General features: G+C 62.6%; 22 protein-coding genes and 2 pseudogenes. 15 read left to right on the forward strand and 9 right to left on the reverse strand.

Annotated features, from left to right (window positions below; all coding sequences use genetic code 11):
- Positions 1-746: 746 nt before the first annotated feature.
- The 5 genes from RW112_RS00005 to RW112_RS00025 form a co-directional block, all read right to left on the reverse strand.
- The gene (locus tag RW112_RS00005; RefSeq protein ID WP_317779889.1) at positions 747-950 is read right to left on the reverse strand and encodes a hypothetical protein; all 204 of its coding nucleotides are present in this window, start codon (positions 948-950) and stop codon (positions 747-749) included.
- Positions 951-1,094: 144 nt separating this feature from the next.
- Entirely contained in the window at positions 1,095-2,108 is a 1,014-nt protein-coding gene (gene iolG, locus RW112_RS00010; RefSeq protein ID WP_317779890.1) for an inositol 2-dehydrogenase, read from the reverse strand.
- A 42-nt stretch (positions 2,109-2,150) separates the two neighbouring features.
- The gene (locus RW112_RS00015) at positions 2,151-3,035 is read right to left on the reverse strand and encodes a sugar phosphate isomerase/epimerase (protein ID WP_317779891.1); all 885 of its coding nucleotides are present in this window, start codon (positions 3,033-3,035) and stop codon (positions 2,151-2,153) included.
- On the reverse strand, positions 3,032-4,114 hold the full coding sequence (locus RW112_RS00020) for a Gfo/Idh/MocA family oxidoreductase (protein ID WP_317779892.1): 1,083 nt from the start codon (positions 4,112-4,114) through the stop codon (positions 3,032-3,034). The genes RW112_RS00015 and RW112_RS00020 overlap by 4 nt, the downstream gene beginning before the upstream one ends.
- 146 nt (positions 4,115-4,260) lie before the next feature.
- Entirely contained in the window at positions 4,261-5,886 is a 1,626-nt protein-coding gene (locus tag RW112_RS00025) for an IclR family transcriptional regulator (RefSeq protein ID WP_317779893.1), read from the reverse strand.
- Positions 5,887-6,188: 302 nt separating this feature from the next.
- On the opposite strand from RW112_RS00025, the gene chvE reads away from it, so the two are divergent.
- The 9 genes from chvE (at position 6,189) to RW112_RS00070 (ending at position 17,929) form a co-directional block, all read left to right on the forward strand.
- Positions 6,189-7,346 carry a multiple monosaccharide ABC transporter substrate-binding protein gene (chvE, locus tag RW112_RS00030; protein WP_317779894.1) on the forward strand — a complete coding sequence of 386 codons (1,158 nt, stop codon included), beginning with the start codon at positions 6,189-6,191 and terminating at the stop codon, positions 7,344-7,346.
- 84 nt (positions 7,347-7,430) lie between these two features.
- A complete protein-coding gene (gene mmsA / locus RW112_RS00035) occupies positions 7,431-8,969 on the forward strand; it encodes a multiple monosaccharide ABC transporter ATP-binding protein (RefSeq protein ID WP_317779895.1) in 1,539 nt (512 codons plus the stop codon).
- Positions 8,970-9,070: 101 nt separating this feature from the next.
- Positions 9,071-10,207, forward strand: a complete 1,137-nt coding sequence (gene mmsB / locus RW112_RS00040) for a multiple monosaccharide ABC transporter permease (RefSeq protein WP_317780787.1) — start codon at positions 9,071-9,073, stop codon at positions 10,205-10,207.
- Positions 10,208-10,284: 77 nt separating this feature from the next.
- Positions 10,285-11,364, forward strand: a complete 1,080-nt coding sequence (locus tag RW112_RS00045; RefSeq protein WP_317779896.1) for a maleylacetate reductase — start codon at positions 10,285-10,287, stop codon at positions 11,362-11,364.
- 59 nt (positions 11,365-11,423) lie between these two features.
- Positions 11,424-12,365, forward strand: a complete 942-nt coding sequence (locus tag RW112_RS00050; protein WP_317780788.1) for an aldo/keto reductase — start codon at positions 11,424-11,426, stop codon at positions 12,363-12,365.
- 118 nt (positions 12,366-12,483) lie between these two features.
- On the forward strand, positions 12,484-13,371 hold the full coding sequence (locus RW112_RS00055; RefSeq protein WP_317780789.1) for an intradiol ring-cleavage dioxygenase: 888 nt from the start codon (positions 12,484-12,486) through the stop codon (positions 13,369-13,371).
- 183 nt (positions 13,372-13,554) lie between these two features.
- Complete coding sequence (locus tag RW112_RS00060) at positions 13,555-14,265, forward strand: substrate-binding domain-containing protein (protein ID WP_317779897.1); 711 nt, start codon at positions 13,555-13,557, stop codon at positions 14,263-14,265.
- A gap of 189 nt (positions 14,266-14,454) precedes the next feature.
- Positions 14,455-16,017 carry an IclR family transcriptional regulator gene (locus tag RW112_RS00065; RefSeq protein ID WP_317779898.1) on the forward strand — a complete coding sequence of 521 codons (1,563 nt, stop codon included), beginning with the start codon at positions 14,455-14,457 and terminating at the stop codon, positions 16,015-16,017.
- 895 nt (positions 16,018-16,912) lie between these two features.
- Complete coding sequence (locus RW112_RS00070; RefSeq protein WP_317779899.1) at positions 16,913-17,929, forward strand: DUF808 domain-containing protein; 1,017 nt, start codon at positions 16,913-16,915, stop codon at positions 17,927-17,929.
- Positions 17,930-18,180: 251 nt separating this feature from the next.
- Here the strand turns inward: RW112_RS00070 and RW112_RS00075 are convergent, their stop codons facing one another.
- Together RW112_RS00075 and RW112_RS00080 are read right to left on the reverse strand one after the other, a co-directional pair.
- Positions 18,181-18,483, reverse strand: coding sequence for a glycosyl hydrolase 53 family protein (locus tag RW112_RS00075; protein WP_317780790.1), 303 nt, complete (start codon positions 18,481-18,483; stop codon positions 18,181-18,183).
- The gene (locus RW112_RS00080) at positions 18,417-18,824 is read right to left on the reverse strand and encodes a glycosyl hydrolase 53 family protein (protein WP_317779900.1); all 408 of its coding nucleotides are present in this window, start codon (positions 18,822-18,824) and stop codon (positions 18,417-18,419) included. Before RW112_RS00080 ends, RW112_RS00075 begins: the two co-directional genes overlap by 67 nt.
- Before the next feature lie 443 nt (positions 18,825-19,267).
- Between RW112_RS00080 and RW112_RS00085 the strand changes: the two genes are divergently transcribed.
- Both RW112_RS00085 and RW112_RS00090 read left to right on the forward strand, forming a co-directional pair.
- On the forward strand, positions 19,268-19,828 hold the full coding sequence (locus RW112_RS00085; RefSeq protein ID WP_317779901.1) for a flavodoxin domain-containing protein: 561 nt from the start codon (positions 19,268-19,270) through the stop codon (positions 19,826-19,828).
- Positions 19,829-20,208: 380 nt separating this feature from the next.
- On the forward strand, positions 20,209-21,174 hold the full coding sequence (locus tag RW112_RS00090; protein WP_317779902.1) for an amidohydrolase family protein: 966 nt from the start codon (positions 20,209-20,211) through the stop codon (positions 21,172-21,174).
- Here the strand turns inward: RW112_RS00090 and RW112_RS00095 are convergent.
- Positions 21,171-21,776, reverse strand: a complete 606-nt coding sequence (locus tag RW112_RS00095; RefSeq protein ID WP_317779903.1) for a transposase — start codon at positions 21,774-21,776, stop codon at positions 21,171-21,173. The genes RW112_RS00090 and RW112_RS00095 overlap by 4 nt on opposite strands.
- Before the next feature lie 197 nt (positions 21,777-21,973).
- On the opposite strand from RW112_RS00095, the gene RW112_RS00100 reads away from it, so the two are divergent.
- From RW112_RS00100 to RW112_RS00115, 4 genes and pseudogenes are all read left to right on the forward strand, one after another.
- Positions 21,974-22,324, forward strand: coding sequence for a metalloregulator ArsR/SmtB family transcription factor (locus tag RW112_RS00100; RefSeq protein ID WP_317779904.1), 351 nt, complete (start codon positions 21,974-21,976; stop codon positions 22,322-22,324).
- Positions 22,324-22,788: pseudogene (locus RW112_RS00105) on the forward strand (SRPBCC family protein); the annotation flags it as partial. The gene RW112_RS00100 and the pseudogene RW112_RS00105, both read left to right, overlap by 1 nt.
- 45 nt (positions 22,789-22,833) lie before the next feature.
- Positions 22,834-23,235 carry a VOC family protein gene (locus tag RW112_RS00110; protein WP_317780791.1) on the forward strand — a complete coding sequence of 134 codons (402 nt, stop codon included), beginning with the start codon at positions 22,834-22,836 and terminating at the stop codon, positions 23,233-23,235.
- Positions 23,236-23,246: 11 nt separating this feature from the next.
- Entirely contained in the window at positions 23,247-23,711 is a 465-nt protein-coding gene (locus RW112_RS00115) for a DUF664 domain-containing protein (protein WP_317779905.1), read from the forward strand.
- 75 nt (positions 23,712-23,786) lie between these two features.
- Here RW112_RS00115 and RW112_RS00120 read toward each other — a convergent pair.
- Positions 23,787-24,020: pseudogene (locus tag RW112_RS00120) on the reverse strand (ATP-binding protein); the annotation flags it as partial.
- Between the last annotated feature and the right edge of the window lie 555 nt (positions 24,021-24,575).

Here is a 24,575-nt window from a genome sequence, read left to right on the forward strand (position 1 = left end):
CCAAGCCAAAGCCGCACCCCGGGACTACAAGATCAACACCTGGTTCAACCCCTCACTGAACCGGACCTTTTCACATGAGGCAACGACTCACCGTTCCCGGACCTATTGACATGAGGCAACAGGGGGAAGTCAGCGCCTGCTGCCCCAGCGAAGGGGGCTCCACACACGCAACGCGGATACTGGGAAACCGTCCGTAAGCCGGCCCTTCACCGGCTAAAGTGCCACTCTAAATTTCCAGATCACGATCTCCGCGTTTCCGCGGTCGGTCGCGGCGGTGACGGGAAGACGATGGCTCCGGCGGGCTAACGGCCGCAATCCTCGATCGATCGAAAGAATAATCAGCAGTCATGATGTAAGCGGCCCTGGCCACCATGAAGTGGTGAACGCGAAAACCCAACGGAAGGACGAACCAGGATGAACTTCCAGCGGAGTCCCCACAGGGCGGGACGCGGTCCGCCGTAGTCAGCCATTCCTCGCAACCGAATAGGTCTATCAGGGACCCCAGACACCCGGACCATGCCCGAGGTAGGGCTCGAACTGCATTCCCGCAAATACTGGGCACCCCAGTAAAAATCCGGAATCCGGCCCGATCCGAACGACCGCCGCACTCCCCACAGAGGCAAACTCTTGGTGCGGTTTGTTGACGGCAGCGAGCCACATGATTGCGGAGCCTGCTGCAACCAAATGCCATCCTGGTCCGATAGGAGTAGGTAGGGTCAGCGAGAAGGTCATCACCGGAGGCGTCACTAGTGGTCGCGCCACGATACTTCCGGGACGAGATCCGACATCAGCAGCATGCGTCGCTCCCCGAGTTCATCTTCGCGGATCCACACGACACCGATCTCCGGTGCTGCCTGCTCCACTTCCCCGCGAACCGGAGACCCGCCTTCTTTTGTACTAGCGACAAAGTCGCCTTTTTGGACCTTGTAGGCCCATCCTTTGGCTGTCATGCGTCTCCTACATCTCCGATGAGATGCTGGGCCGTGGTGAATGATGGGCGGTGATCTGGTCGAACGTTCAATCCTTGGGACGGCGGTCACCTGGGCCGGAGGCTTCCCTTGCAGTGGTTCAATGAAAGCCTCCGTCCGGCAGGACTAGAATTCCACGACGCTCACGGACTTTCCGGTGGCGGCAGACTCGGCCGCCGCGTTCGCCAGGACCAGGGCGGACACTCCGTCGGCGAAGCTGGGCGAACACGGCGTTCCCGTGCGGATGGAGTCGGCGAAGGCCCCCAGTTCCGCGTAGTAGGCCTGGGGGTAGCGCTGGAGGAAGAACGGGAGGTAGGGCTCTGACTCTTCCGTCCCGGAGGCACCGGACATCCGCACGGTTGTCGGTGCTACGTTGCCGGCAGAAAGCATGCCCTTAGCGCCGAAGGCTTCCAATCGCTGGTCGTAACCGAAGGCGCAGTGACGGGAGTTGGTGATGGTGACAAGTTCCCCACCGCTGCCGCGTAGTGTCACCACGGCGGAATCGAAGTCGTTCAGCTCAGCAATATCTTCGCTGAACACGTTCGATGCCACGGCGGTGACCTCGACGATGTTCGGGATGAAGGAACGTGCCATATCCAAATCGTGGATTGTCATGTCCCTGAAGATGCCGCCGGAGCCGGCGATGTAGTCGCGTGGGGCGGGTTCCGGGTCGCGGCTTGTGATGGTGAGCTGTTCGAGTTTGCCGATTTCGCCTGCCTCGACCCGGTTCCGTACGGCGGCGAAGGAAGGATCGAAGCGTCTGTTGAATCCGAGCATGATTGGAACATTGGAGTCTTTGATCTGTTCGCGGCATGCCAGGACGGTCTCGATATCAAGGTCGATGGGCTTTTCGCAGAGGACGGCGAGGCCGTGGGCGACCGAGCGTGAAATGAGGTCGACGTGAGTGCTGGTGGGCGAGCCGATGATGACACCGTCGAGTCCGGTTTCGGCGAAGACTTCCTCGGGGTCCTGCACGGCCCGCGCGCCGGTGTCCTCTGCCAGCCGGCGGGCCCCGTCGATGAAGGGATCGGCGATGAGGACGAGGTCGATGTCCGGGTGGGCCGCGATGTTGCGGGCGTGTACCTGCCCAATGCGCCCGGAGCCGAACAGGGCCAGGCGCAAGCGTCGGTCTTTAGACATGGTGTGTGAACCTTTCAATATGTGGTGAGGCGTGCCGGGTTGTCAGCGCTGGTGCTGCGCGCCGGGAAAGCAGCCGATTGCGGTTTCGTAGGCCCGCTTGAGGCCTTCAGTGAGAGGGAGGCTGCGGTGTTCTGCCGAGATGATCTCAACGCCCCAGGGCCCCTTGTATCCTGCGTCGAGGGTGCGCTGGATGAACGTGCGGGTGTCGAAGTCACCTTCGCCGCAGTAGGCGCGGTTGTTGATTGTGTCCTCGAAGAGGGTGCCGACGACGTCCTTGTAGCCGTCGTCGATCTCAACAGCGGCAACCCGTTCCATGGGTACGACGTCCCACAGGTCGTTGTGCGACAGCCCGCCCCTGTAGGTGTGCCAGATGTCGATCATGAGTCCAGCAGCGGGGCTGTCGGACTGGGTAACTACTTTGACCGCTTCCTGTGTGGTGCGCAGGTGGGAGAAAGGCGTCGCCTCCAGTGCCAGGCGGATGCCGGATTCGGCGGCCTCATCTGCGAGATCGGAGAAGGCGCTGGCAATGGTCGAGAGCGGAAGCGGGTCATCCGCCATGCCGGCGCCCACCTTGATGTGCCGGGCGCCCAGGGCGCTGGCGGCCTCGAAAAGCTCAGCACGGTGGATGTCGGATTCGGCGCGTTCAGCTCCATTGGCCCACCAGCCGTTGAGGAACTCGACCTCCACGATGTCGATGCCTGCCTCCCGGATCAACCGCGAGAGTTCGGCGTACCCGATGGTGTCGCGGGCCTGGACCAGGTCTGCATGAACGAGTCCGATGCCGGACCATCCGGTCTGCGCGATCGAAGCGATGCGCTCGGCGATCGGTAGGGGGCTGCGTTCGTCGGGGCGCCCGGGCGCAGCATCGCCGGCGCTGATCCAGCAGGATGCAATCAGCTGCGGTGTCATCGTGTTCTCCTTGGTCATGCTGATTCCACCTCGATGGAGGCTCCCAGCTCTTTTTCCGAGCGGTAGCAGGCGTCGACAATCTGGGCGACGGCCAGTGCATCCGCGACAGGTGCCACAACCGGAGAACCGGTGCGGATACTGTCGACCCACCCGCGCATTTCGGGGTGGAAGTTGCTGATGTTCTCCAGCTCGGGCAGCTCGGAGAACTTATTCGACTCGGTCCGGGCAAACGGGGGCGTGAAGTAGCTTTCGGTCCATTCAGTCCAGCCGGCCTTCCATCCTGCCCGGTCCTGGTCGACATAGACGCGAAGTTTCTGGGGGAGGATGCCGATCTCGATCATGCCGGCGGTGCCGTACACGGAAATACGTGAGCTCTCGAACCACTCAAGACGATCGTGACCGTCGAAACTGAACGCCACGGACATGTCCGGGTAGTTCAGCAGGACAGCTGCGGAGTCCTCGCGGCTGGTTTCGTCAGAGAGGCGGGCTGACTTGTGCACGCGGGCGTTGACGGAGTCAGGGACGCCGAACATGTGCACTAGGGAGTCGAGCATGTGGCAACCGATGATCCAGAGCGCCCCGCCCATGTCTGCCGGCTGGTTGAGGTGGGCGGTGAGATGTTCGCCTACGAGCGCGGCGCCTCGGGCAGAAACACTGACCACATCCCCGATCACGCCAGCCTCGATCAGCTCCTTCGCTTGGCCGATGGACCGGGCCAGCCGGACGTTGTAGCCCACTTGTACGACCAGACCGGGCCCTGCCTGCGCTTCGGCCTGGGCCAGCTGCAGAAGGTCTTCGACGGTACCGCCACCGGGCTTTTCCACGACTACTGATTTCCCGGCCGCCAGCGCCCGGAGTGCATGCGGGACCATGTCTTTGCTTTTGGAGTGAACCATGACCGCGTCGATGCGGTCGTCCTGGAGCACTTCGTCGATGGTCCGGGCCTCCACGCCGTATTTCTCGGTGAAGTATGTCAGGCGCGGGTCGTCGTCGGCAGCGGCGACTACTTCGACTCCTTCAATCTCTCGCAGGGCGCGAACCCTAGCGGAGGCGTGCGGGTGAGTTATTCCCAGAAGTCCTACGACAATCGGTTTCAAGGCATTGTCTCCTGTCGATTGAGCCTGCGGCTCGGTCGGGATGTTGTGTGGTTGTGCTTGTTGGCCAGCGCTGTCTCTGCTCCGGTGGAAGGGAAATACAGGGCGCCAAGTTGGTGTCATCTAATGGACAAGCTGTCCAGATCATGTCATGCCGGGGATGCGTGGTCAACTATGGCGCGAAACACATCGGCGTCATTCGCGGCCGGGAAGGGCGGGGCGCCCAGATAGTCTGACAGCGCCCGCGCTCCCCGGACAACGAGTTCAGCTATAGGATCCCCGTCGGGGGGCGCGAGGAGCCCTTCGCGCATTCCGCTAACCGACAGCGAGGCGGCCACTTCACCGCGGTGGTTGAAGATCGGCGCGCCGACGGCGGCTATGCCCGGGGTCACCTGGTTATCGCTGAGCACGAAGCCCTGCTCCTTGATCTCTTCGAGCTCCGCGTAGAACTCAGACCGGGACCGCCCCCGCAGCCATGGTTCGCCGGTATTGGCTGCGATCGCGGCGTATTCCTCCCATGACTCACGCCCCTCAAATGCAAGGAGCGCCCGGGGCGCAGCACCGACGTGCAGCGGAAGTGACTCCCCTAGCTGCAGGACACGGCTGTTAACCCGAATCCCATCGAGACGGTCGATGCAAACGGCCCGCGTGCCGCGCCGGATGCACAAGAAGGTTGTCTCGCCGGTTGCTTCATGGATTGCCCGGAGAATCGGGGCTGCAGCCCGCCGGATATCTGCCCTGCGGGAGAACTCGCCCGAGAGCGCGACCAGCTTGCTGCCAACGCGGTAGGCCCCACGGTGACCGATCTGTTCCACCCAGCCCGCTTCCGCCAAAGTGGCCAGCATTCGGTAGACCGAACTTACAGGCTCTTCGAGGAGTTCGGTCAACCGGGCCGAGGTGGCGATCCGCTCTTCAGCCAGCGCCGCCATCAGAGCACTGGCCTTGGCGATGACGGCGGGAGTCCGGGGAACTTCCCGCTCGGACCCCTGTGGCTCTTCCGATCCGGCGGTATCCCTGGCGTCATTGGCGCCATCCTCGGCCGTAAACGCTGTGATGGCCTGCGCGGCGGCATCCAGCGTTTGCCTGGCGATCGCCTCGTGGCCCAGAACACTTCCCCGAAGTCCGGCAACGGCTATGGCGCCCAGCAGGCTGCCGTCGCGTCGGAAGACCGGGACACCAACCGAGGCGACACCTTCTGTTACTTCGCTGTCCTCGACGCTCCACCCGCGCACGGCCGCCTGCTCGATCTTTTTTCTCAGCGCCTCGGCAGTGAGGGGCGTCTGTGATGCGATGCGCCCGTAGGGGCCACTCTGCAACACGGCTGCCTGAAATTCCGCGGAGGCCGAAGCAAGAAGGGCCTGGGACGCTGCCCCCGCATGAAGCGGAATGGTGCGCCCCGGGGCCAGGTCAAGCAAGGTGACGTCGGAACCTTCAACTTGGTCGAGGCACACCGCTCCGTTCTCGCGCAGGACACAGAAGTACGCACTCATGCCCAACTGCCCGCGGACCCAGCGCAGCTGGGAATGCAGCTCGGCCCGATCAACGAGGGCGTCGGCCGCCGCGTCGCCAAGCTTGAGGATGGCTGTACCGAGTTCAAGCCTGCCGTCGCCCGCCGAACGGACCAGTTTGGCCTGCTCCAACGCAGCAACGATGCGGTAGACGGTTGGCCGCGGCTCCGAGATGACCTTCGCCAATTCCGCCGGCGTCGATTGCCCGATGCGGGCAAGTTCGTCCACCATCTGGCTGGCCTTCTTCAACAACTGAATGGTGCTCATTGACCGACTCTTCCATTGCCCTGAAGGGCGCTAGCGCTTGTACTTCCCGGCCACGCGGCCGCGCCGGTCCGTGGTCCAAATCCCTGTTCCATACGGTCGCACCACTTTGCATCACCCTGGCCGCGGCTGACGCTGCCCGAATGTAATGCAGAACACCACTAGCTTTCTTAGGTGGTACTGTGCGAACATGTTGTCCATTGTACGGCACTAAGTGCTGGCCATCACAGACAAAACTTAAGCGCGGCAACTACGACGTGCGGAAGTGGCCCCAAGGGCCACTCGGGCTCCAAAGGAGGAGAACGGTGCAAAAGAAAATTTTCCTGATCGCTGCAACTACTGCGGCTTCACTGGTACTGGCGGGGTGTGCCGGCGGCGGCGCGGGCGGCGGCAACGGATCCAACGGATCTCCCGCAGCGCCCAAAGACACCCGGATCGGCGTTTCCCTGCCGAGCCAGGACGAGGAACGGTGGATCACCGATGGTTCTGCCATCAAGGAGGGCCTCGAAAAGATCGGCTACCAGGTGGATCTGCAGTACGCCAACAACGACATCCCCACCCAGCAGCAACAGGTTGACCAGATGATCACCCAGGGCGCGGACCTTCTGCTCCTGGCGCCTTTGGACGGGACGGCGCTCACCCCTCAGCTCCAGGCAGCTGCCGGCGCAAACATCCCGATCGTCTCCTACGACAGGTTCGTGCGGAACAGCGCTGACGTCGACGTTTACGTCACCTTCGACAACTTCAAAGTCGGCGCCCAGCAGGCAACATCGCTCCTCATTGGCCTGGGCGTACTCAACAAGGATGGTTCGGAGGGCAGCGCGAAGGGCCCGTTCAACATCGAACTGTTCGGCGGCTCGCTGGACGACAACAACGCGACGTTCGTCTTCAACGGAGGCATGTCCGTCCTGCAGAAGTACATCGATAACGGCACGCTCGTCATCACGTCAGGGCAGAACAAGCTCGCCCAGGTCGCCACGGAAAACTGGTCCCAGCAGAAGGCCCAGGAGCGCATGGATAACCTGCTGACCGCCAGCTACACAGGCGGGCCCGCGCTCCACGGAGTCCTTACGCCTAACGACAGCGTCGCCCGCGGCGTCATCACCTCGTTGCGCAACGCCGGCTACGGCCCCACCCTTGGCTCCGGGCAGAAGCCCATGCCGGTAACCACCGGCCAGGACGCCGAGGTCGCCTCGGTGAAGCTGATCAACGACGACGTCCAGTTCTCCACGGTCTTCAAGGACACCCGCACCCTTGCCGCGCAGGCGGTAAGCGCTGCTGAGGATCTCTTGGCGGGCAAGGACCCGGAGGTCAACGACACCAAGTCCTACGACAACGGATCCAAGATCGTCCCCTCGTTCCTCGTGCCCATTCAGCCGATCTACAAGGACAACATCAAGACCACCCTGATCGACAGCGGCTACTACACCGCTGCGGAGGTCGAGGCCGGCCGCCTCCAGTAGCACCCCGGGAGGGGTGTCGAGCCTTCGCCGGCGCCCCTCCCCCAAACCCTTTCCCTTCAAGACCCCTGAACAGGACGGCGTGCCATGGTCGAACACATCCTGGAAATGCAATCCATTACCAAGTCCTTCCCCGGCGTCAAGGCGCTGTCCGGCGTGTCCCTCGCCGTGGAGCGCGCCGAGGTCCATGCGATCTGCGGCGAGAACGGCGCCGGCAAGTCCACTCTGATGAAGGTGCTCTCCGGCGTCTACCCGGCCGGGAGCTACGGCGGCGAAATCCTCTTCAAGGGGCAAACCTGTTCCTTCTCCGGTATCCGGGATTCCGAACACGCCGGCATCGTGATCATCCACCAGGAACTGGCCCTCGTGCCCCACCTGTCCATCGCCGAAAACATCTTCCTGGGCAACGAGCGCCGCGGCAAGTCCGGACTCATCGATTGGCACAGGACGAACGCCGAGGCCGGCGTGCTGCTGGACTCGGTGGGCCTCCGCGAGGAACCCACTACGCCGGTCGGGCAACTTGGTGTCGGTAAACAGCAGCTTGTCGAGATCGCCAAAGCCCTGTCCAAAGAGGTGCAGCTGCTCATCCTCGACGAACCCACCGCAGCTCTGAATGACAACGACTCCGCCCACTTGCTCGGCCTTGTCCGCGATCTGCGAACCCGCGGCATCACGTCGATCATCATCTCCCACAAGCTCAACGAGATCGAAGCGATCGCGGACCACACCACCGTCATCCGCGACGGAAAGACCGTGGAAACACTCGACATGGCCGACCCCGACGTCAACGTCGACCGGATCATCCGAGGAATGGTTGGCCGCGACCTCGAAGCGTTCTACCCCTCCCGAGACTCGAAGCCCGGAGAAGTTGTGCTCCGGGTAGAGGACTGGACAGTGAAACACCCCACGCAGGACCGCCTGGTCGTAGACCATGCGACCTTCGAGGTCAGGGCCGGAGAGGTTATCGGGATCGCCGGGCTCATGGGGGCAGGGCGCACCGAACTGATGATGAGCATCTTTGGCCGGTCCTATGGCCGCTACATCTCGGGCCGGGTGTTCATGCACGGCAAGGAAACCAGGACCCGCACCGTGGCGGAAGCCATCGAAGCGCGGATTGCCTACGCGACCGAAGACCGCAAGGCCTTCGGCCTCAACCTCATCGACGACATCGCACGCAACATCTCCGGCGCCGCGCTGGGCAAGCTGTCGAGCTGGGGCTTCGTCAATCATCACGAGGAGGCCGCCGCGGCCGAGTTCGCGATGAAATCGATGAACATCAAAGCCCCGAACGTAAGATCCATCGTCGGGAAACTCTCGGGCGGCAACCAGCAGAAGGTCGTGCTGTCCAAGTGGCTGCTCACCGACCCCGAGGTACTCATACTCGACGAACCGACCCGCGGCATCGATGTCGGCGCCAAGTTCGAGATCTACACGCTGATCAACAGTTTCGTGGACGCCGGGAAAGCAGTGGTGGTCATCTCCTCCGACCTGCTCGAACTCCTCGGCACCTGCGACCGCATCTACGCCCTTTCGACAGGCCGGATCACCGGGGACCTGCCGGCGGCCGATGCCTCCGAGGAACGCCTCATGACACTCATGACCAAAGACAAGGAACTCATCGCATGACCATGACAGCCCCCAAGGGATCCCAAAAGGGGAAAGCCTCGCCTCCCGCATCAGTCGTCACCGCAGGCACCAGCGAAATCCGCGAACTGTTCACACGCAACATGCGCACCAGCGGCATCTACGTCGCACTCGTAGCGCTCGTCGCGCTGTTCGGCGTCCTCACCGGCGGAGCCTCGCTCGGACCGGGAAACATCACCAACATCGTCCTCCAGTACTCGTACATCCTGATCCTGGCGATCGGCATGGTCATCGTGATCATCGCCGGCCACATCGACCTCTCGGTCGGTTCCGTGGTCGCCCTCACCGGTGCTGTCTCGGCGGTGGTCGTCATCCAATACGGCCAGCCATGGTGGGTGGGCGTCATCGCCGCCCTCGTAACAGGTCTGCTCATCGGGGCCTGGCACGGCTACTGGGTGGCCTACGTCGGGATCCCGGCCTTCATCGTCACCCTCGCAGGCATGCTCCTGTTCCGCGGCCTGACCCTGGTGGTGCTGGACAACGTCTCGCTCTCCCCGTTCCCTGCCGAGTACGGCCAGATCGCCTCGGGCTTCCTCAACGGGCTCCTGGGCGGCGCCGGCTACGACGTCTTCACCCTGGTTATCTTCGCCATCGCGGTGGCCGGTTACGCATTCAGCCAGTACCGCACCCGCAAGGCGCTCATCAGCTACAACCAGCTGGTCCCCTCCTTCCCGCTGTTCATCGCGAAAATCGTCGTCGTCGCCATCGCGGTCATGACCTTCGCCTGGCAGCTGGCCACGGCCCGCGGCATGCCGATCGTCCTGATCATGCTGGCCATCCTGATCCTGGCCTACAGCGTCGTGATGCAGCGAAGCGTCTTCGGTCGCCAGGTGTACGCCATCGGCGGCAACGTGGTCGCGGCCGCCCTCTCAGGCGTCAAGGTCCGCACCGTCAACTTCTGGATTTTCGTGAACATGGGACTCCTCTCGGCCCTGGCCGGCATCGTGTTCTCCTCGCGCTCCAACGGTGCCCAGCCCGGTGCCGGCAACATGTTCGAACTTGATGCGATCGCCGCAGCCTTCATCGGCGGCGCCGCCGTCACCGGCGGCGTCGGCAAAGTGGCCGGGGCCATGGCGGGCGGCCTCATCATGGCCGTCATGAGCAACGGCATGCAGCTGATGGGCATCGACCAGTCCGTGCAGTCCGTGATCAAGGGCCTGGTGCTGCTGCTGGCCGTCGCATTCGACATCTACAACAAGCGCCGCGCCGGCTCACGCTGACCGCCCGCCCCCCTTTCAGGGACACCCCGCCTGCGCACAATGTTCACCGAAATGAATTTACAAAGGAGCTCACCCCTATGACTCGCCAGTTTGTTTACGAAGCCCTTCCCATGCGGGTACGGTTCGGCGCCAACTCACTCTCGACCCTCCCCGAGGAACTTGACCAGATCGGGCTCAAGCGGGTCCTGGTCCTCTGCTCCCCCGAACAGGAGGAGACCGGCCAGCGGGTGGCCGAGGCACTGGGTGACCGCTGCGTGGGTGTGCTGCCCGAAGCCGTCATGCATGTCCCCAACGAGGTCGCCCAACGCGCCAGCGACGAGGCTGCAAGGGTCGGCGCCGACGGCTGCGTCGCTGTCGGCGGTGGATCAGCCATCGGACTCGGCAAGGCAATCGCGCTCAAGCACGGCCTTCCGATCGTCGCCGTGCCCACCACCTACGCCGGCTCCGAAATGACCCCCGTGTGGGGCCTCACCACCGACGGGCGCAAGGAAACCGGCCGCGACCCCCGGGTACTGCCCCGCAGTGTCGTCTACGACCCCGAACTGACGGCAACACTGCCAGCCTCCATGTCGGTGACCAGCGGCATCAACGCAATCGCACACGCCGTCGAGGCCCTTTATGCCCCGGACGCCACGCCGATCATCTCGCTGATGGCCGAGGAAGGCGTCAAAGCCCTCGCCGCCGCTCTCCCCGCGATAGTCGCCGATCCCTCCGACCCAGAGGCCAGAAGCAACGCCCTCTACGGATCCTGGCTGTGCGGCGCGTGCCTGGGCGCCACCACGATGTCACTGCACCACAAGCTGTGCCACGCGCTGGGCGGAACCCTCAACCTTCCGCACGCCCAAACCCACACCGTTGTGCTCCCCCACGCCCTCAGCTTCAACCAGCCCGCAGCACCAGAGGCCACCGCAGCCCTTTCACGGGCGCTGGGCGGCGCAGCCGATCCGGCCGAACGGCTGTGGGAGATCGCCGGCGAACTTAACGCGCCACGGTCCCTCGCTGAACTTGGCATGCGGGAAGAGGACATCCCCCGAATCGCCGAAGAGGTAACCAGCCGCTCCTACGGCAACCCGCGCCCAATCACGTACGACGACGTCGTGGGAATCCTGAACGCCGCTTGGGCCGGAAAGCCGCCAAGCTCCAACCCCTCCGCCTGAACATCGAACATCCGGAATTTCGTTCCGCAGAACTACCTAGGAGATCGACCTTGCCCACCATGCGGACCATCGCCCCAGGAATCGAAGTATCTCCTCTGGCGCTTGGCACCAACGTTTTCGGCTGGACCGCCGACACCGCGACCTCGCACTCGATCCTCGACGCCTATCTCGATGGTGGCGGGAATTTCCTGGACACCGCCGATTCCTATTCCTTCTGGGGAGAGGGAAATTCCGGCGGCGAGTCCGAAGCCATCATCGGCAAGTGGCTGGCCGGCCGTTCGGACCGGGATGACCTCGTGCTGGCAACAAAGGTCAGTCACCACCCCGACCTCCAGGGGATGGCCCCCCACACAATCCGTGCCGCCGTTGATGCCTCTCTCACCCGCCTCGGTGTCGACACCATCGACATCTACTACGCGCACTTCGATGACCCGGGGACACCCCTGGCCGACAGCATCGCTGCGATGTCCTCGCTCGTGGACGAAGGAAAGGTGCGGTCCATCGGGATCTCCAACTACTCAGCAGAGCGGATCGAGGAATGGCTGAGGATCTCCGAGCGGGAAGGATTCCATACGCCTGTCGCGCTGGAGCCCCAATACAGCCTCATGGAGCGGGGCATCGAAGCAGACATCCTGCCGCTGGCGAGCAAGCACCGCCTGGCGGTCATGCCCTACTACTCCCTGGCACACGGCTTCCTGACGGGAAAATATGCCGGCACGGCAACGATCGAGGGTCCTCGAGCCGCCGACGCCTCGAAGTACCTCACGCCTCAAGGACTCAGGGTTCTGGACGTTCTGCGTTCCGTGGCATCGACCCATAATGTCCAGCCCGCCTCCATCGCCCTCGCCTGGTTGGCTGCACAACCCGGGGTCGTCGCCCCCATCGCCAGTGCGCGGACTACCGGGCAGGTACCCCCGCTGCTGGAGGCCATGCACATCAGACTCACAGACGCCGAACTTCAGGACCTCGACGACGCATCCCAGTCCCTTGTCCGCGCGTAGAGAACCGACCCATCGCCACCCCTCCCAACAGGCACCACCACCGACGCCCACCACCTACAGCTAGGAAACCATCGTGACCAACCAGACCCGAGTCATTGAAACCGGCTCTCATTCAGGCCTGCACGCCGTCTCCGAGGCCCAACAAAGGGTCGAGGAAAAATTGGTCCAGAATGTTTTGGACTCCTTCGAGAGCTGCCAGGACCCGAGACTCAAGCAACTCATGCAGTCATTGACCCGGCATATCCACTCCTTTATCCGTGAAGTGCGCCTGACAGAAGCCGAATGGAACGCCGCAATCAGCTTCCTAACGGCGGCCGGCCACATCACTGACGACAAACGGCAGGAATTCATCCTGCTCTCCGACGTGTTCGGAGCATCGATGCAGACGATCGCCGTCAACAACGAAACCATCGACAACGCGACCGAGGCCACAGTTTTTGGCCCCTTCTTCGTCGAGGACGCACCGGAAATCGAGAACGGTGGGGACATCGCCGGCGCCGCTCCCGGCCAGCCATGCTGGGTCGAAGGCAGTGTCAAGGATACCGCCGGCAACCCCATCCCAAATGCGAGAATCGAAGTATGGGAAGCCGACGAGGACGGCTTCTACGACGTGCAGTACTCTGACCAGCGAGTGAGCGGCCGCGCCCATCTCTTCAGCGACGCAGATGGTAACTACCGGTTCTGGGGGCTGACCCCCACCCCATACCCGATCCCCCATGACGGACCGGTGGGGGAAATGCTGGCGGCCGTCGGACGGTCACCCATGCGAGCCTCGCACCTTCACTTCATGGTCACCGCACCGGGACTGCGGACATTGGTAACGCATATCTTCGTCCGCGGCGACGAACTATTGAAGCATGACAGCGTATTTGGGGTCAAGGAATCCCTCATGAGGAACTTCGAAGAACAGGCACCCGGTACGGCTGCGCCCGACGGACGCGACCTCGGGGGCCGGTCCTGGGCCAGAACCCGGTTCGACATCGTCCTCGCCCCGACCGGGAGCTAGACCCGCTGCTCCTGCCACGGGTAAGACCGTGGGTGCGGTGCACCCACGGTCCGGGCAGCCCCCAACTGCCCGTGGTTCACGAGCTGACCGTATTCATCAAGGGAATGACAGTACTTCCTGACTCCCCTTCTCACATACCCGCCGGGCATTACCTCATGCCCGACCCTGGATAAGGAAAGCCACATGAGCTCCGATGACAATGGCAGCCCGAGGGTTTCGCTCTTCTGCGCCGCCGCACTGAAGTCGGCCGTAGAAAGCCTCGGTCTGGAATCCCTCAGCACCGAAATCGGTGCCACCGTGGACATCACCTATGCCTCAACCAACGTGTTGGTGCAGAGGATCGACGGCGGCGCACGACCGGACGTGATGATCGGCATGTCGGGCTCCCTCCAAGCTCTGGCAACCTTGGGCGTTCTGGTGCCCGGCACAATCGTCCCTTTAGCGAAATCCGGAATAGGCATCGCGGCATCCCCCGACAGGGAACAGCCGGACATCTCCACTGTCAGGACGCTGGCGGGAACCCTGACCGCCGCCGGCTCCGTAGCCTATTCACGCAACAGCCCCAGCGGGCTGTACTTCCAGACCCTGATCACGAAGCTGGGCATTGCCGACGAGGTAAATTCGCGAGCCACGCTCATCGACCACGGACCCACCGCGGCAGCGGTCATCGACGGACGCGCAGACCTCGCCGTCCAGCAGATAAGCGAACTCCTGCACGTACCCGGCGCACGGGTCATTGGCCCGCTGCCGGACTCCGTCCAGCACTACACAGACTTTTCAGTTGCTCTCACTACGCCGGCGGCGGGGAAATCGGCAGCTGAAGCACTAACCCGCTTCCTCACCGGGCCGCAGGCCAAGACCGCCTATGCCGATGCCGGCCTGGACGTTTCGTAGCTTCCACCAACAAACCCCTGGGCGCTCCAATGTGGCGTTAAGGGATCGCGGCAAGATGGGCGTAGCGCGGTCGCCCTCGACTGCAAGTCGCATATACTGGACAGGTTGTTCATGAAAGGCGACATCCTGCCCGGTCCCTCGATTCATGTCGCTTGAGGCGCGAGGCAGTTCGATTCGAGGGGTGCAACCATGCCGCAGACAGCCAAGCTCATTCAGCTGGTGCTCAAGGCTACACAAGTGGTTGATGAAGCGTCCGCCCTCGGCCCCTCGACTCCGGCGGACCTGGCGAAAGCTGTCGACGAACCGCGGCCGTCCGTCTACCGGATCATTAGCGCGCTGGAACACTCAGGGATTCTCCGCCGCTCCCCGGGCGGCCTCGTTGAATTGGGCATTGGGATCTTGCGGTTGGCGGAGGCGGCAACCGACGCCCTCCTCGACCATGAGGCCCTCAATACCGTGCTCGAGGGCATCCAGTCCGAGCTTGGTCTAACAGCGGCATTCTGGATACCGCGCAACGGCACCGCCGTCTGCTTGGAACAGGTCGACTCCACGGAAGTCGATCTCCACGAGCTTTCATCCGGGCGGATCCTTCCACTCCACGCCGGCGCCGCATCCCATGTGCTGCTGGCATGGCAATCCCCCGAAGTACTCGACGAACTCCTTGCCCAAGCCCCCTATACGCAATGGGCGTCAAGGACACCGGTTGACGCCGAGACACTCCGCCAACTTGTCGCCGACACCAAACGCGAGGGCTGGAGAATGGAATCCAACGAGGTTGTCGACGGGATCGCGGCCCTGGGATTTCCCGTATTCAACGCGGACGGCAGCATCTTCGGTGCGCTGACAGCAGCGGGTCTGGTCGACCAAGTCGTCAACCAGCAGGAAGAAGCAAAAACCGTTCTCGCGGCTGCCGCGCAGACCCTGACCGATCTCATGGCGGAATTCAAGCCGGCCCCGACCGCCCATGAGTTCAATGCCCCCGCATCGAACGATTCGGTATTGGCCAAGGCCAGCTCCCTCATGGAAGCGCTGGCTGTCGAACGCGTCTCAACCTCCGCGAGACTCGCCGACCTCATAGGCGAACCCATCAGCTCCGTCTACCGCATGTTGGGAACCCTTGTTGAGACCGGTTGGGTAGAACAGCTTGGCCACCGCGGTTCCTATCGAATCGGCAGTAAGATGATCTCCCTCGCGGGGAATCTGTTGAACCAGCTGGATTTGCGGCGGGCTGCGCTCCCCGTGCTTCGCGAAATCCACGATGCAACCGGGGAAACGGTATTTCTTTGCATCAGGAGCGGTACCCGTGCTGTATGCATCGAGCGGATAGACGGCAAGCGAGTGAACAGTCGCCGCCTGGCCCTCGGAAGCTCGTTGCCCCTGCATCTCGGCGCCGCACCCCGCGCTCTATTGGCTTTCGACACCCCCAAGTCCTGGGAGGACTACGCTGCCGTCGTGGGCCAGAGCTCGGACTTTAGTCTCGGCGCGCGGTCCCGAGCAGAATTCTATGGAAAGCTCAAAGAAATCCGCGATGCCGGCTTCGCCGTGAGCGACGACGAAGTAACCATGGGAATGGCCGCCGTCGCTGCCCCAATTTTTGATCACCGCGGCCATGTGATGGCGTCCCTATCGGTCAGCGGCCTACGAGACGGCATCCTCCACCAGCCGGATTCCTCACCTAGCATCATCGACTTGGCCTGCGATGGGGCACGACGGCTTTCAACCTATTTCGGCGCCCCAGAATCATGCATTTAGCGGTCCGCCTCGCCCTACGCCCTGGAAAAAGCGAAACTGCCCCGGCATTTGAGTGATATTCGCCGAGGTCCTAAGCTGACCACCGCGATAGTCCAGGAGGAGCTTTTCAAACAAGTTCGCACCAAAGTCGACTTCATCATGTCGTACCCGTAACCCCGAACCATGAATAAGTGCTGGCCGTCCACGACCAACCAGGCAGAACCGGAACGGGGAACCAGACAGCCCCAGATCCCAGCAGGCGGAGGGCCACTCGTCAGACCCGCGTCCCACACGCCCGAACAGGCCACCGCGGCGCTAGGCACGGACCGCTGCCAGTGTCAGAGGGACCCGCGGAGGGTCAATGTCCACACATTAAAGCAAAAACCCCTCTTACGAGGGTTTATGCGTGCCCGAGGTGGGGACTCGAACTGTTCCAGCCCGTGCAAACAGTGGGAACTCCCGAAAACGTTGGGAATCCGGGCCAGTCCGGCCCATATCCAACCCGATACGGAGAAATCACGCCCTGCACGCCGTGCGGCCTCGTGTTGTCTGCAGTTCCAGCACGTGGTCCGACACGGCCGGCGCGACGGCGGCAGCTACTAACAGCACTTCGAAAACGAGACACGAGATGATCAAACGACCAGTCGATGCCTCCAGAACTCCTGCGACTGCAAGCACGCCAATGACCGCCCCTGAACCCATCGCCACAAACATGGAACTGGCGACCTGGGCATCACCGTTGAAGGCATCACGCGCGAGGAGGGGGACGGGGTCGCCTACGCCACCCGGCTCATGGGCCGGTACGCGGGTGCGGCTTTGCCAGGTTCCGCTCATATAATCTGAGCATGCCAATCACGCGCCTCACCCAGGACCTTCACGCCCAGCAGCCTGCCCTCGACCAGCGTGGGAGCGAGCTGTGAGCGGCGGTCTTGTCGCCCTGCTGGACGACATCGCAGCCCTGGCCCGCATAGCTGCCGCCTCGGTGGACGACGTCGCTGCCGGTGCCGCCAAAGCCGGGGCAAAGGCCGCAGGAGTGGTGATCGACGACGCCGCCGTCACCCCGCAGTACGTGTCCGGTGCAGACCCCTCACGCGAACTGCCGATGATCAAGCGTATCTTCTGGGGCTCGCTCAAAAACAAGCTACTAATCATCCTGCCGGCGCTGCTGCTCATCAGCGCCTTCATCCCGGGGGCCATTCCCTTCATCCTCATGGCAGGCGGCACCTACCTCTGCTACGAGGGCGCCGAGAAGGTCTGGCACAAGCTCCGCGGGCATCACTCCGCGGACGAAGATACACCGGCGGTCGAACGGGGACCCGAGGCGGAGGCCAAGGTCGTCAAGGGCGCCATCACCACCGACTTCATCCTGTCCTGCGAGATCATGGTCATCTCGATGAACGAGGTGGCCGCTGAATCCCTGTGGGTCCGGGCCCTCATCCTGGTCGTCGTGGCTCTCGTGATAACAGTGCTCGTGTACGGCGCCGTCGCACTCATCGTCAAAATGGACGACGTCGGACTGCACCTGGCCGCTAAGGAGTCCAAGGGCTCCCAGCGCGTCGGCGAGATGCTCGTCAAGGGGATGCCCTCCGTGCTGGCCGCTATTACCCTCGTCGGGACGATCGCCATGCTCTGGGTTGGCGGGCACATCATGCTGCAGGGAGCCTACGACCTCGGCTGGCACGCCCCATACGACCTCGTCCATGTCCTTGAGGAGCCTGCCGCCGGGATCGCGGTGGTTGGCGGCTTCCTGGGCTGGCTCGTAAACACGCTGTGCTCGGCCGTCCTCGGACTCGCCTGGGGCCTCATTGTCATGGCCATTGTGGGCCCGCTGCTGAAAGTGCTGCCGTTCGGCAAAAAGAAAAACGGGCATGATGAGAGCGACGCAGCCGCCGTGCATGAGCCGGCGAACCGTAACTCCGATTCGGCTTCGTAGCTTGCGGCCGACGGGGTAGCGCCACGAGCTCCGGGGTCATGAACTCCAGGACGTTGCCGGACACCGCGAATGCCTCCGAGACCGAGCGCCAGCCACCCTTCGCGAAATGGGCGAACGTCTCATATTCATCCGGCAGCAGACTCTCCTCCAGCGACCCGGCGGGGAGCTGGTCTGGGCTCGGTGCCACCTCGGCCCGCTCAATCTCGAACCCGGGATTGAGCTGCCTACTTAGGGGATTCCTCACTTAACGGTCAGGGAAGGTTGACGGTTGATGCCGCATCGGGCCAGAACTCGTTGATGGCCGGAAGTGCCCTGTTGTTGTAATCGAAGACTGCCTGGTCTTCCCAGGCGTTGCCGAAGGACGGGTCCTCGGGGTCCCAGCCTTTGCCCGGGACTGAGGTCCAGGCTGGCTCCCAGTAAACAGCGCCGAGTCGCGGCCGCCTGGGGCGGAAGCCACGACGTCGTGAACGGCGCGGAAGTTGGCTGCCTACCCGGCCGGGGTGGCCGGGTAGTTCTTCACCAACTGTGTGGTGCTGGTGATGACGTTCACCCAGGGGGCGTTGGGGTTGTCGGCGAGGGTGAACGGGTAGGACGTTTCGACGACAATGACGTCTTTGTTGAAGCGGGAGGACAGCGTCGTCACGGTGCCTTGGAGGTTGGCCAGTGTCCCGTGCCAGTAGCCGTAGTAGGACAATCCGATGATGTCGAAGGGCACCGCGCGGGCCGGTACTTCGTCGAACCACCAGCTCAGGCTGCTGACGCCTTTATCGAGGTTGGTCAGGTGGAGGACTTTTTTGGTGGTGGGGCTGATCTCGGTGACTGCGCGTGCTCCGGCTTTGAGGAAGGAGGCGAGGTTGTCCCCCTGCCGTCCCACCACGTTGTCGACTATTCCCACGCCGCGATTGAATACGCCTTCGCTCTCAAAGCCGAGCACTTCTAGGAGTCCACCGTGGCCCCGGTGAAGTGGACAGATGCGTCGTCCGACTGGAAATTCACCTTGAAGGGCAAACCCGGTAAAGAGCTCCACCTTTCCTGTGGCGGGATCGGCCGGCCCGATCTCCCCTCACGAGCAATGGGCGCCGGGGATGACGGCGGCGCTGGAAGAACTTCAGCGGGATCTGGCCAAGGACGGCTGGGGACAGACGACCCGGGGCCGGGACCCGTGGTCACTAACCTATGAGCGGGTGGCAACCGGCCTGCCATGATTGGGCAGTCGCGGACCGGCGCCACCCCGTCAGTTGCCAGTGGGACCTTTCCATACCCCGTGTCGGGACTTATGGCACGTTCCAGCTGCCGCGCGTTCCATCAGAATGGAAAGTGGAAGTAGGAGGCTCCGCCATGGCTGTTCTGGTTGTCTATGCAAGTGCGCTGGGATCCACCCGGGAGATAGCTCAACATGTAGCCTCCCGGATGGCGGTTGCACTGGGCAAGGTTGAGTGCCGGCCCGTGGAGGAAGTTCAGTCTGTCGCAGGCTTCGAAGCTGTCGTGGTCGGCAGCGCCATCCACAATCAGGCGTGGCTGGCCCCGGCCGCGCTGTTCTTCACCCAGCATGCGCCCGAGCTGGCCAAACGACCTGTCTGGGCCTTCAGCGTGGGGATGTCCGATGCCCTGCCAAAGCCGTTTCGCAAACGCGGTGCAGCACTGCAAGAAAAACGTCTGCGACGAGTTCAGTTCAGGGACTTTCCGCTTCGCGGACACAACGTCTTCTCTGGTGTCTACGAGGCCGGCCAGATGCCCATGCTCCTCAGGGTTTTGTTCCGGCTCACCGGCGGCCGCTTCGGAGATCTGCGGAACTGGGCAGCTATAGACGCCTGGACGGACCAAATCACGGCCGAACTCGCTACACAGGGTTCGTCCACGCCCTCAGACAGCGTCACGGCAAATTTTCAACAGGATTGAGTTCCTGCTTTCCGCGGTGAAGCAGGACTTAGCCCCCTTGCCCAGCCGGGCCGGGCCTGGACACCGACCAGGGCGGCACGTTTTAGGCATGTGTCGGGGTCGCCCTAGCGGCATCAAACCATGAAGGCAGTGCGAAAGGACGGTCTGGAGGGCGGACAAACGAGAAACGACCGGGTCTCATCACCGACTACCGGCGATGGCAGGACGAACAAGCGCCGGCAATTGCCGGGCTCAGTTGCCCACGATCGCCTGCAAAAATCCATAGAAAACCGCGGGCCGGTCCAAATGGTCTGAGCCCGCTTAGCGAGTGGATTGTTGACATCCGCTGATCTTTGAGGGTCCCGCGGATCAGCCAAACGAGCACGTGGACAGGGATCCGGATGAGCCGGCCGTACCGCATCGACACTCACCAGCACATCGTTCCGCCGAGCTATGCGGGCTGGATGCACGAAAAGGGCATCCGCCCCGGCGGCGTGAGCCTACCGTCGTGGTCCGAGCGCTCCGCGTTGAAGTTCATGGACAGGCACGACGTGCAGACCGGCATCCTGTCCCTGTCCACGCCCGGAGTGTACTTCGGCGACGCGGTGGAGGCGCGGCGGCGGGCGCGGGAGGTCAACGAGTACAGTGCGGAGGTGGTGGCCGCTCGGCCAGAGCGGTTCGGGTTCTTCGCCACACTCCCGCTGCCGGACGTGGAGGATGCCCTGGCTGAGGCCGACTACGCCCTGGACACCCTGATCGCGGACGGGATCGTGCTGCTGGCTAACTACGACGGCCGCTACCTGGGCGACCCGGGCTTTGAGCCTCTGTTGGAGTTCCTAAACCGCCGCCGGGCCGTCGTCTTCGTCCACCCCGGTGAGCTGCCCGCGCCAGCAGTGCCGGGCGTACCCGCCTTCGCCGCAGATTTCTTGCTCGACACCACCCGCGCTGCTCTCAGTCTGGTCCTGTCCGGTGCGATGGAGAAGTACTCGGGAATCAAGTTCATCCTGGCCCACGGAGGCGGCTTCGTGCCGTACATCGCGTTCAGGATCCTGCTGACGATGCTCAACGAAAGGGACCTGGCCCTCAGCGCGCTGGCGGCGCTGACAGATAAGAAGCAATCCGTCCTGCGGCGGTTTTACTACGACGTCGCCCTGTCCGCCAGCCCGGCGGCGCTCCCCAGCCTGCTTGAGGTAGCCGACCCCGGCCGCATTACATACGGCACTGACTTCCCGTTCGCCCCATCGGCGGCGATCGATTTCCTGAACATGCAGTACGAGAATTACCCTCTGGACCCCGTCCTTCGCGCGGCGATAGACCGCGGCAATTCCGAGGCGCTGTTTCCCCGCCTGAGGCTTGATCAGGGCTAGGGCGTGTCGCCTAAAGCTGTCAGCCAGGTGGTGATTGCTCGAAGAACTGCTCCTCCGCGATAGGTGGGTGCGAGTTTGTCGTGGCGGGTTGCCAGGGCCCGCCACTGCTTGAAGATGTTGAAGTTCCGTTCGACGACGTTCCGGCCTTTGTAGTCCTCTTTGTCAAAGGCCGGAGGTCTACCGCCGGTGGATGCACGCCGTTTACGATGACCGATTTGATCAGATGGTTGCGGAATGACAGCCACGATGCCGCGGTCTCTTACGAGGGTCGGGATCGCCCGAGACGAATAGGCTTTGTCACCGCGAATCCGGTCCGGGCGGGTTCGTAGCCTGCCCGGACCGGCACGGTTGATCTTCATATGGTCCATCAGCTGGGTGAACATTGCGGCATCTCCGCCCTGCCCGGGGGCGACCAGGAGCACTAATGGCCTGCCTTTGCCATCGACCAGGGCATGGATTTTCAGTGCGGTCGGGCCGTGAACAGCGTGGCCTAATGTGACGGGCGAGGGCCTCCGGTATCGAATTGGGTTACCGCACTCATCGAGACGCCGATGGGCCGACGTGTCCTGCGTGGCGCCTCTCTGGAATGCGGCTGCGCTCATCCGCGGCCACTTAACTGGAAACCACCAATCTGATTTGGCCCCACTTGACCTTGAAATTGCAGTTTCATAGGGATCCACTACCCGGCAGCCGAGGAATTGGCAGTCCTTCGCGGTGGGAATCACAGATCCAAGGAAGTGGACATCACTGACCACCCGGCCTTGTATTTACGTGAATGCGTAATTAGGCTGACGTGCAAATGGACGAACTGAGCACTATTTTCCTTGCGCTGGCGGATCCGACTCGTCGTACTTTGCTGGCGCAACTTCAGCAGGGTGACGCGACCGTTACCGAACTGGCCGCCCCGCACTCAATTAGCGTGCCCTCCGTATCACGCCACCTGAAAGTGCTCGAGCAGGCCGGGCTTATCACTAAATCCAGATCTGCCCAGTGGAGGAACTGCCGTCTCCAACCTGCGCCCCTTCAGCAGGTTGAGGAATGGATGCGCCCGTACCGCAATTTCCTGGGCACGCGGTTGGATCGCCTTGGCGCTCAGCTCGCCATGACACCCGATCGACCCGATGAGCTCACAGAACCGGAGGATAGATAATGACCGACTACCTGACACAGGATCGAAGCTTCACACTTACCCGAATTTTGGCTGCATCGCGGCGTGCCGTGTTTACCGCGTGGACTGACCCTGAGCACCTTGCCTGGTTCTACAATCCCGATATGCCCACGCCCGCCACTGCCATTGAGGTGGACCTTCGCGTTGGGGGAACGTGGAAGCAGCAGATGATCGTCGATGAAGACCTCAGCTACCCCACCGGGGGAATTTACCTGGAGATCGTTCCCGACGAACGACTCGTCTTCCGCTGGGGAGCAGTCGGAGGCTGGCCCGAACTCGACGGCGAGAATGAACTGACCGCTCCTGTTGTCACGGTGCAGCTGAACGACTCGGGCACGGAAACGGAGCTCGTCCTCACAGTTCAGTTCTCTGAGCATCTCGACGTCAACGAGGTTCAAAAGCTCATGCTGGGAGGCACTCAGGAGGGCTGGGGCGCTACCATCGACCGGATCAAGGACAGCACCGCCATGACCACAGGGGCCATTGGGCGCATGGCCGGGCCCCAGATCTATGTCTTCTTTCCGGGAACTGCGCGGGAGGCCTTGAACTTTTATGCGGATGTTTTCGGCGGTGAGCTTTCCCTGCACACGTACGAGGACTTCGGCAGGAGCGACGGCCCACCAGAAGCCGTAGCTCATGGAGTGCTTAACGGCGTCGTCGCTCTGGCAGGGTCGGACGCAGCCGAAGGCCAAACAACGGTCCGGCTCGAAGGCATTATGCTCTCGCTGCTGGGAACCGCCGAACCGACAGTCCTCCATGAGTGGTTCGATAAACTTTCCGTTGACGGGTCGGTGCTCGATCCACTCTCACCCAAGCCTTGGGGCGCCTCCGATGGCCAAGTCATTGATCGCCATGGACTTCACTGGCTTGTCGGATACGAGCCCGCGACATAAGCGACGCCCAATTGCTTGCTCAGCTGGCGAATGAGCGAAGACATGTTCTTCGAACAGTCGATGGCCTCGAGAACGATGCGATGCGTCGAACTCTAATCCCGTCCGGCTGGGCAATGACGCAGCTGCTCAACCACCTGGCCTTAGACGACGAGATGTTCTGGATATCGGCCGTTCTCGGTGGTGATGACAGGGCAATTGCCGAACTTCACAACGGTTGGACGTCCGAACCGATGACCGGTTCCGAGGCCATCAACATCTACAAGCGTGAAATCACTCGAAGTGATGAAGTCCTTGCGAAGATCGATTTGGATGCCCCTCCCCGCTGGTGGTCTCCACCCAGCGTGTTCGACGCACCACCGATGTCCAATGGGCGTGAGGTCCTGTTTCGCGTGCTCGCCGAGACTTCCGTCCACGCGGGCCACCTCGACATCATTCGAGAGCTAATCGATGGCCATCAGGATCTTGTATTGGAATAGTCCCAACCCTTGGATGCTTCAGACCGCAGCCCGATTGAAACGTATCGTCGCGTTCTTAGCGATTTAACTCGCCGCTTACTTGGTCATCGTATGGGCGAGCCGGTAGCAGTCAGCGCCGGTTTCGATGAGGGTTCCTTTGAAGGTCAGCCGGTCCACAATCGCAGCTCACAGTTGTGGGTCGGCGAAGGTGGTCCAGCCGGAGAAGGACTCGTAGGTGGCGATGGCCACTGACGCCTTTTCTTCGCGTTCAGTAAGGACATGAGAGAGAAGTTCGGCGCCTCGTTTGTCTAGATCTATGTAGCCGACTTCAACCAGGACTCGGCCAACATATTCTTCCGGCTGGCCTCGTGGGGCGAGGTCTTCAGCGACGCGACAGTGGCCTCGGCGATGATCGACTGGATCGTTCACCACGCAGGTATGCCCGGGACCCGCCATCGCCACGGCGCGGTGGGCGAGATCGCGGAATTCCCGGCCCGGGTCGGAGCGCCCCCAAAAGGGCCGCTGTTGGTGCCCGCGAAGCGTGACTGCATGTCGATCTTGGAGAAGCCAAAAAGCCGGCCCCGTTGAAGAACTACGGGCCGGAGGGGCCTGGCCATACCGGTGGGACACCAATCATGTCACCCTCCCCGGCCCGTCGGTGAGGCGCCCGCCTCCAAGACGCGCGGCAGCCGCCTACCGCAAGTCTCCGCGGGACACCTTCCATAGCGACATAGCGGGAACGGCCCTGATCCTATGCATGCATGGGAGGAAAACGATAGACGCGCGGCCAACCATGGACAGGTCTTGTCGATCAACCAAACCAGGACAAATCCGGGAGAAAGCCCGGATCCCACACACCTCGGCTCTGTGATGGATCGGACGCAC

The organism is Arthrobacter sp. B10-11 (assembly GCF_033142195.1).
Lineage (GTDB): Bacteria > Actinomycetota > Actinomycetes > Actinomycetales > Micrococcaceae > Arthrobacter > Arthrobacter oryzae_C.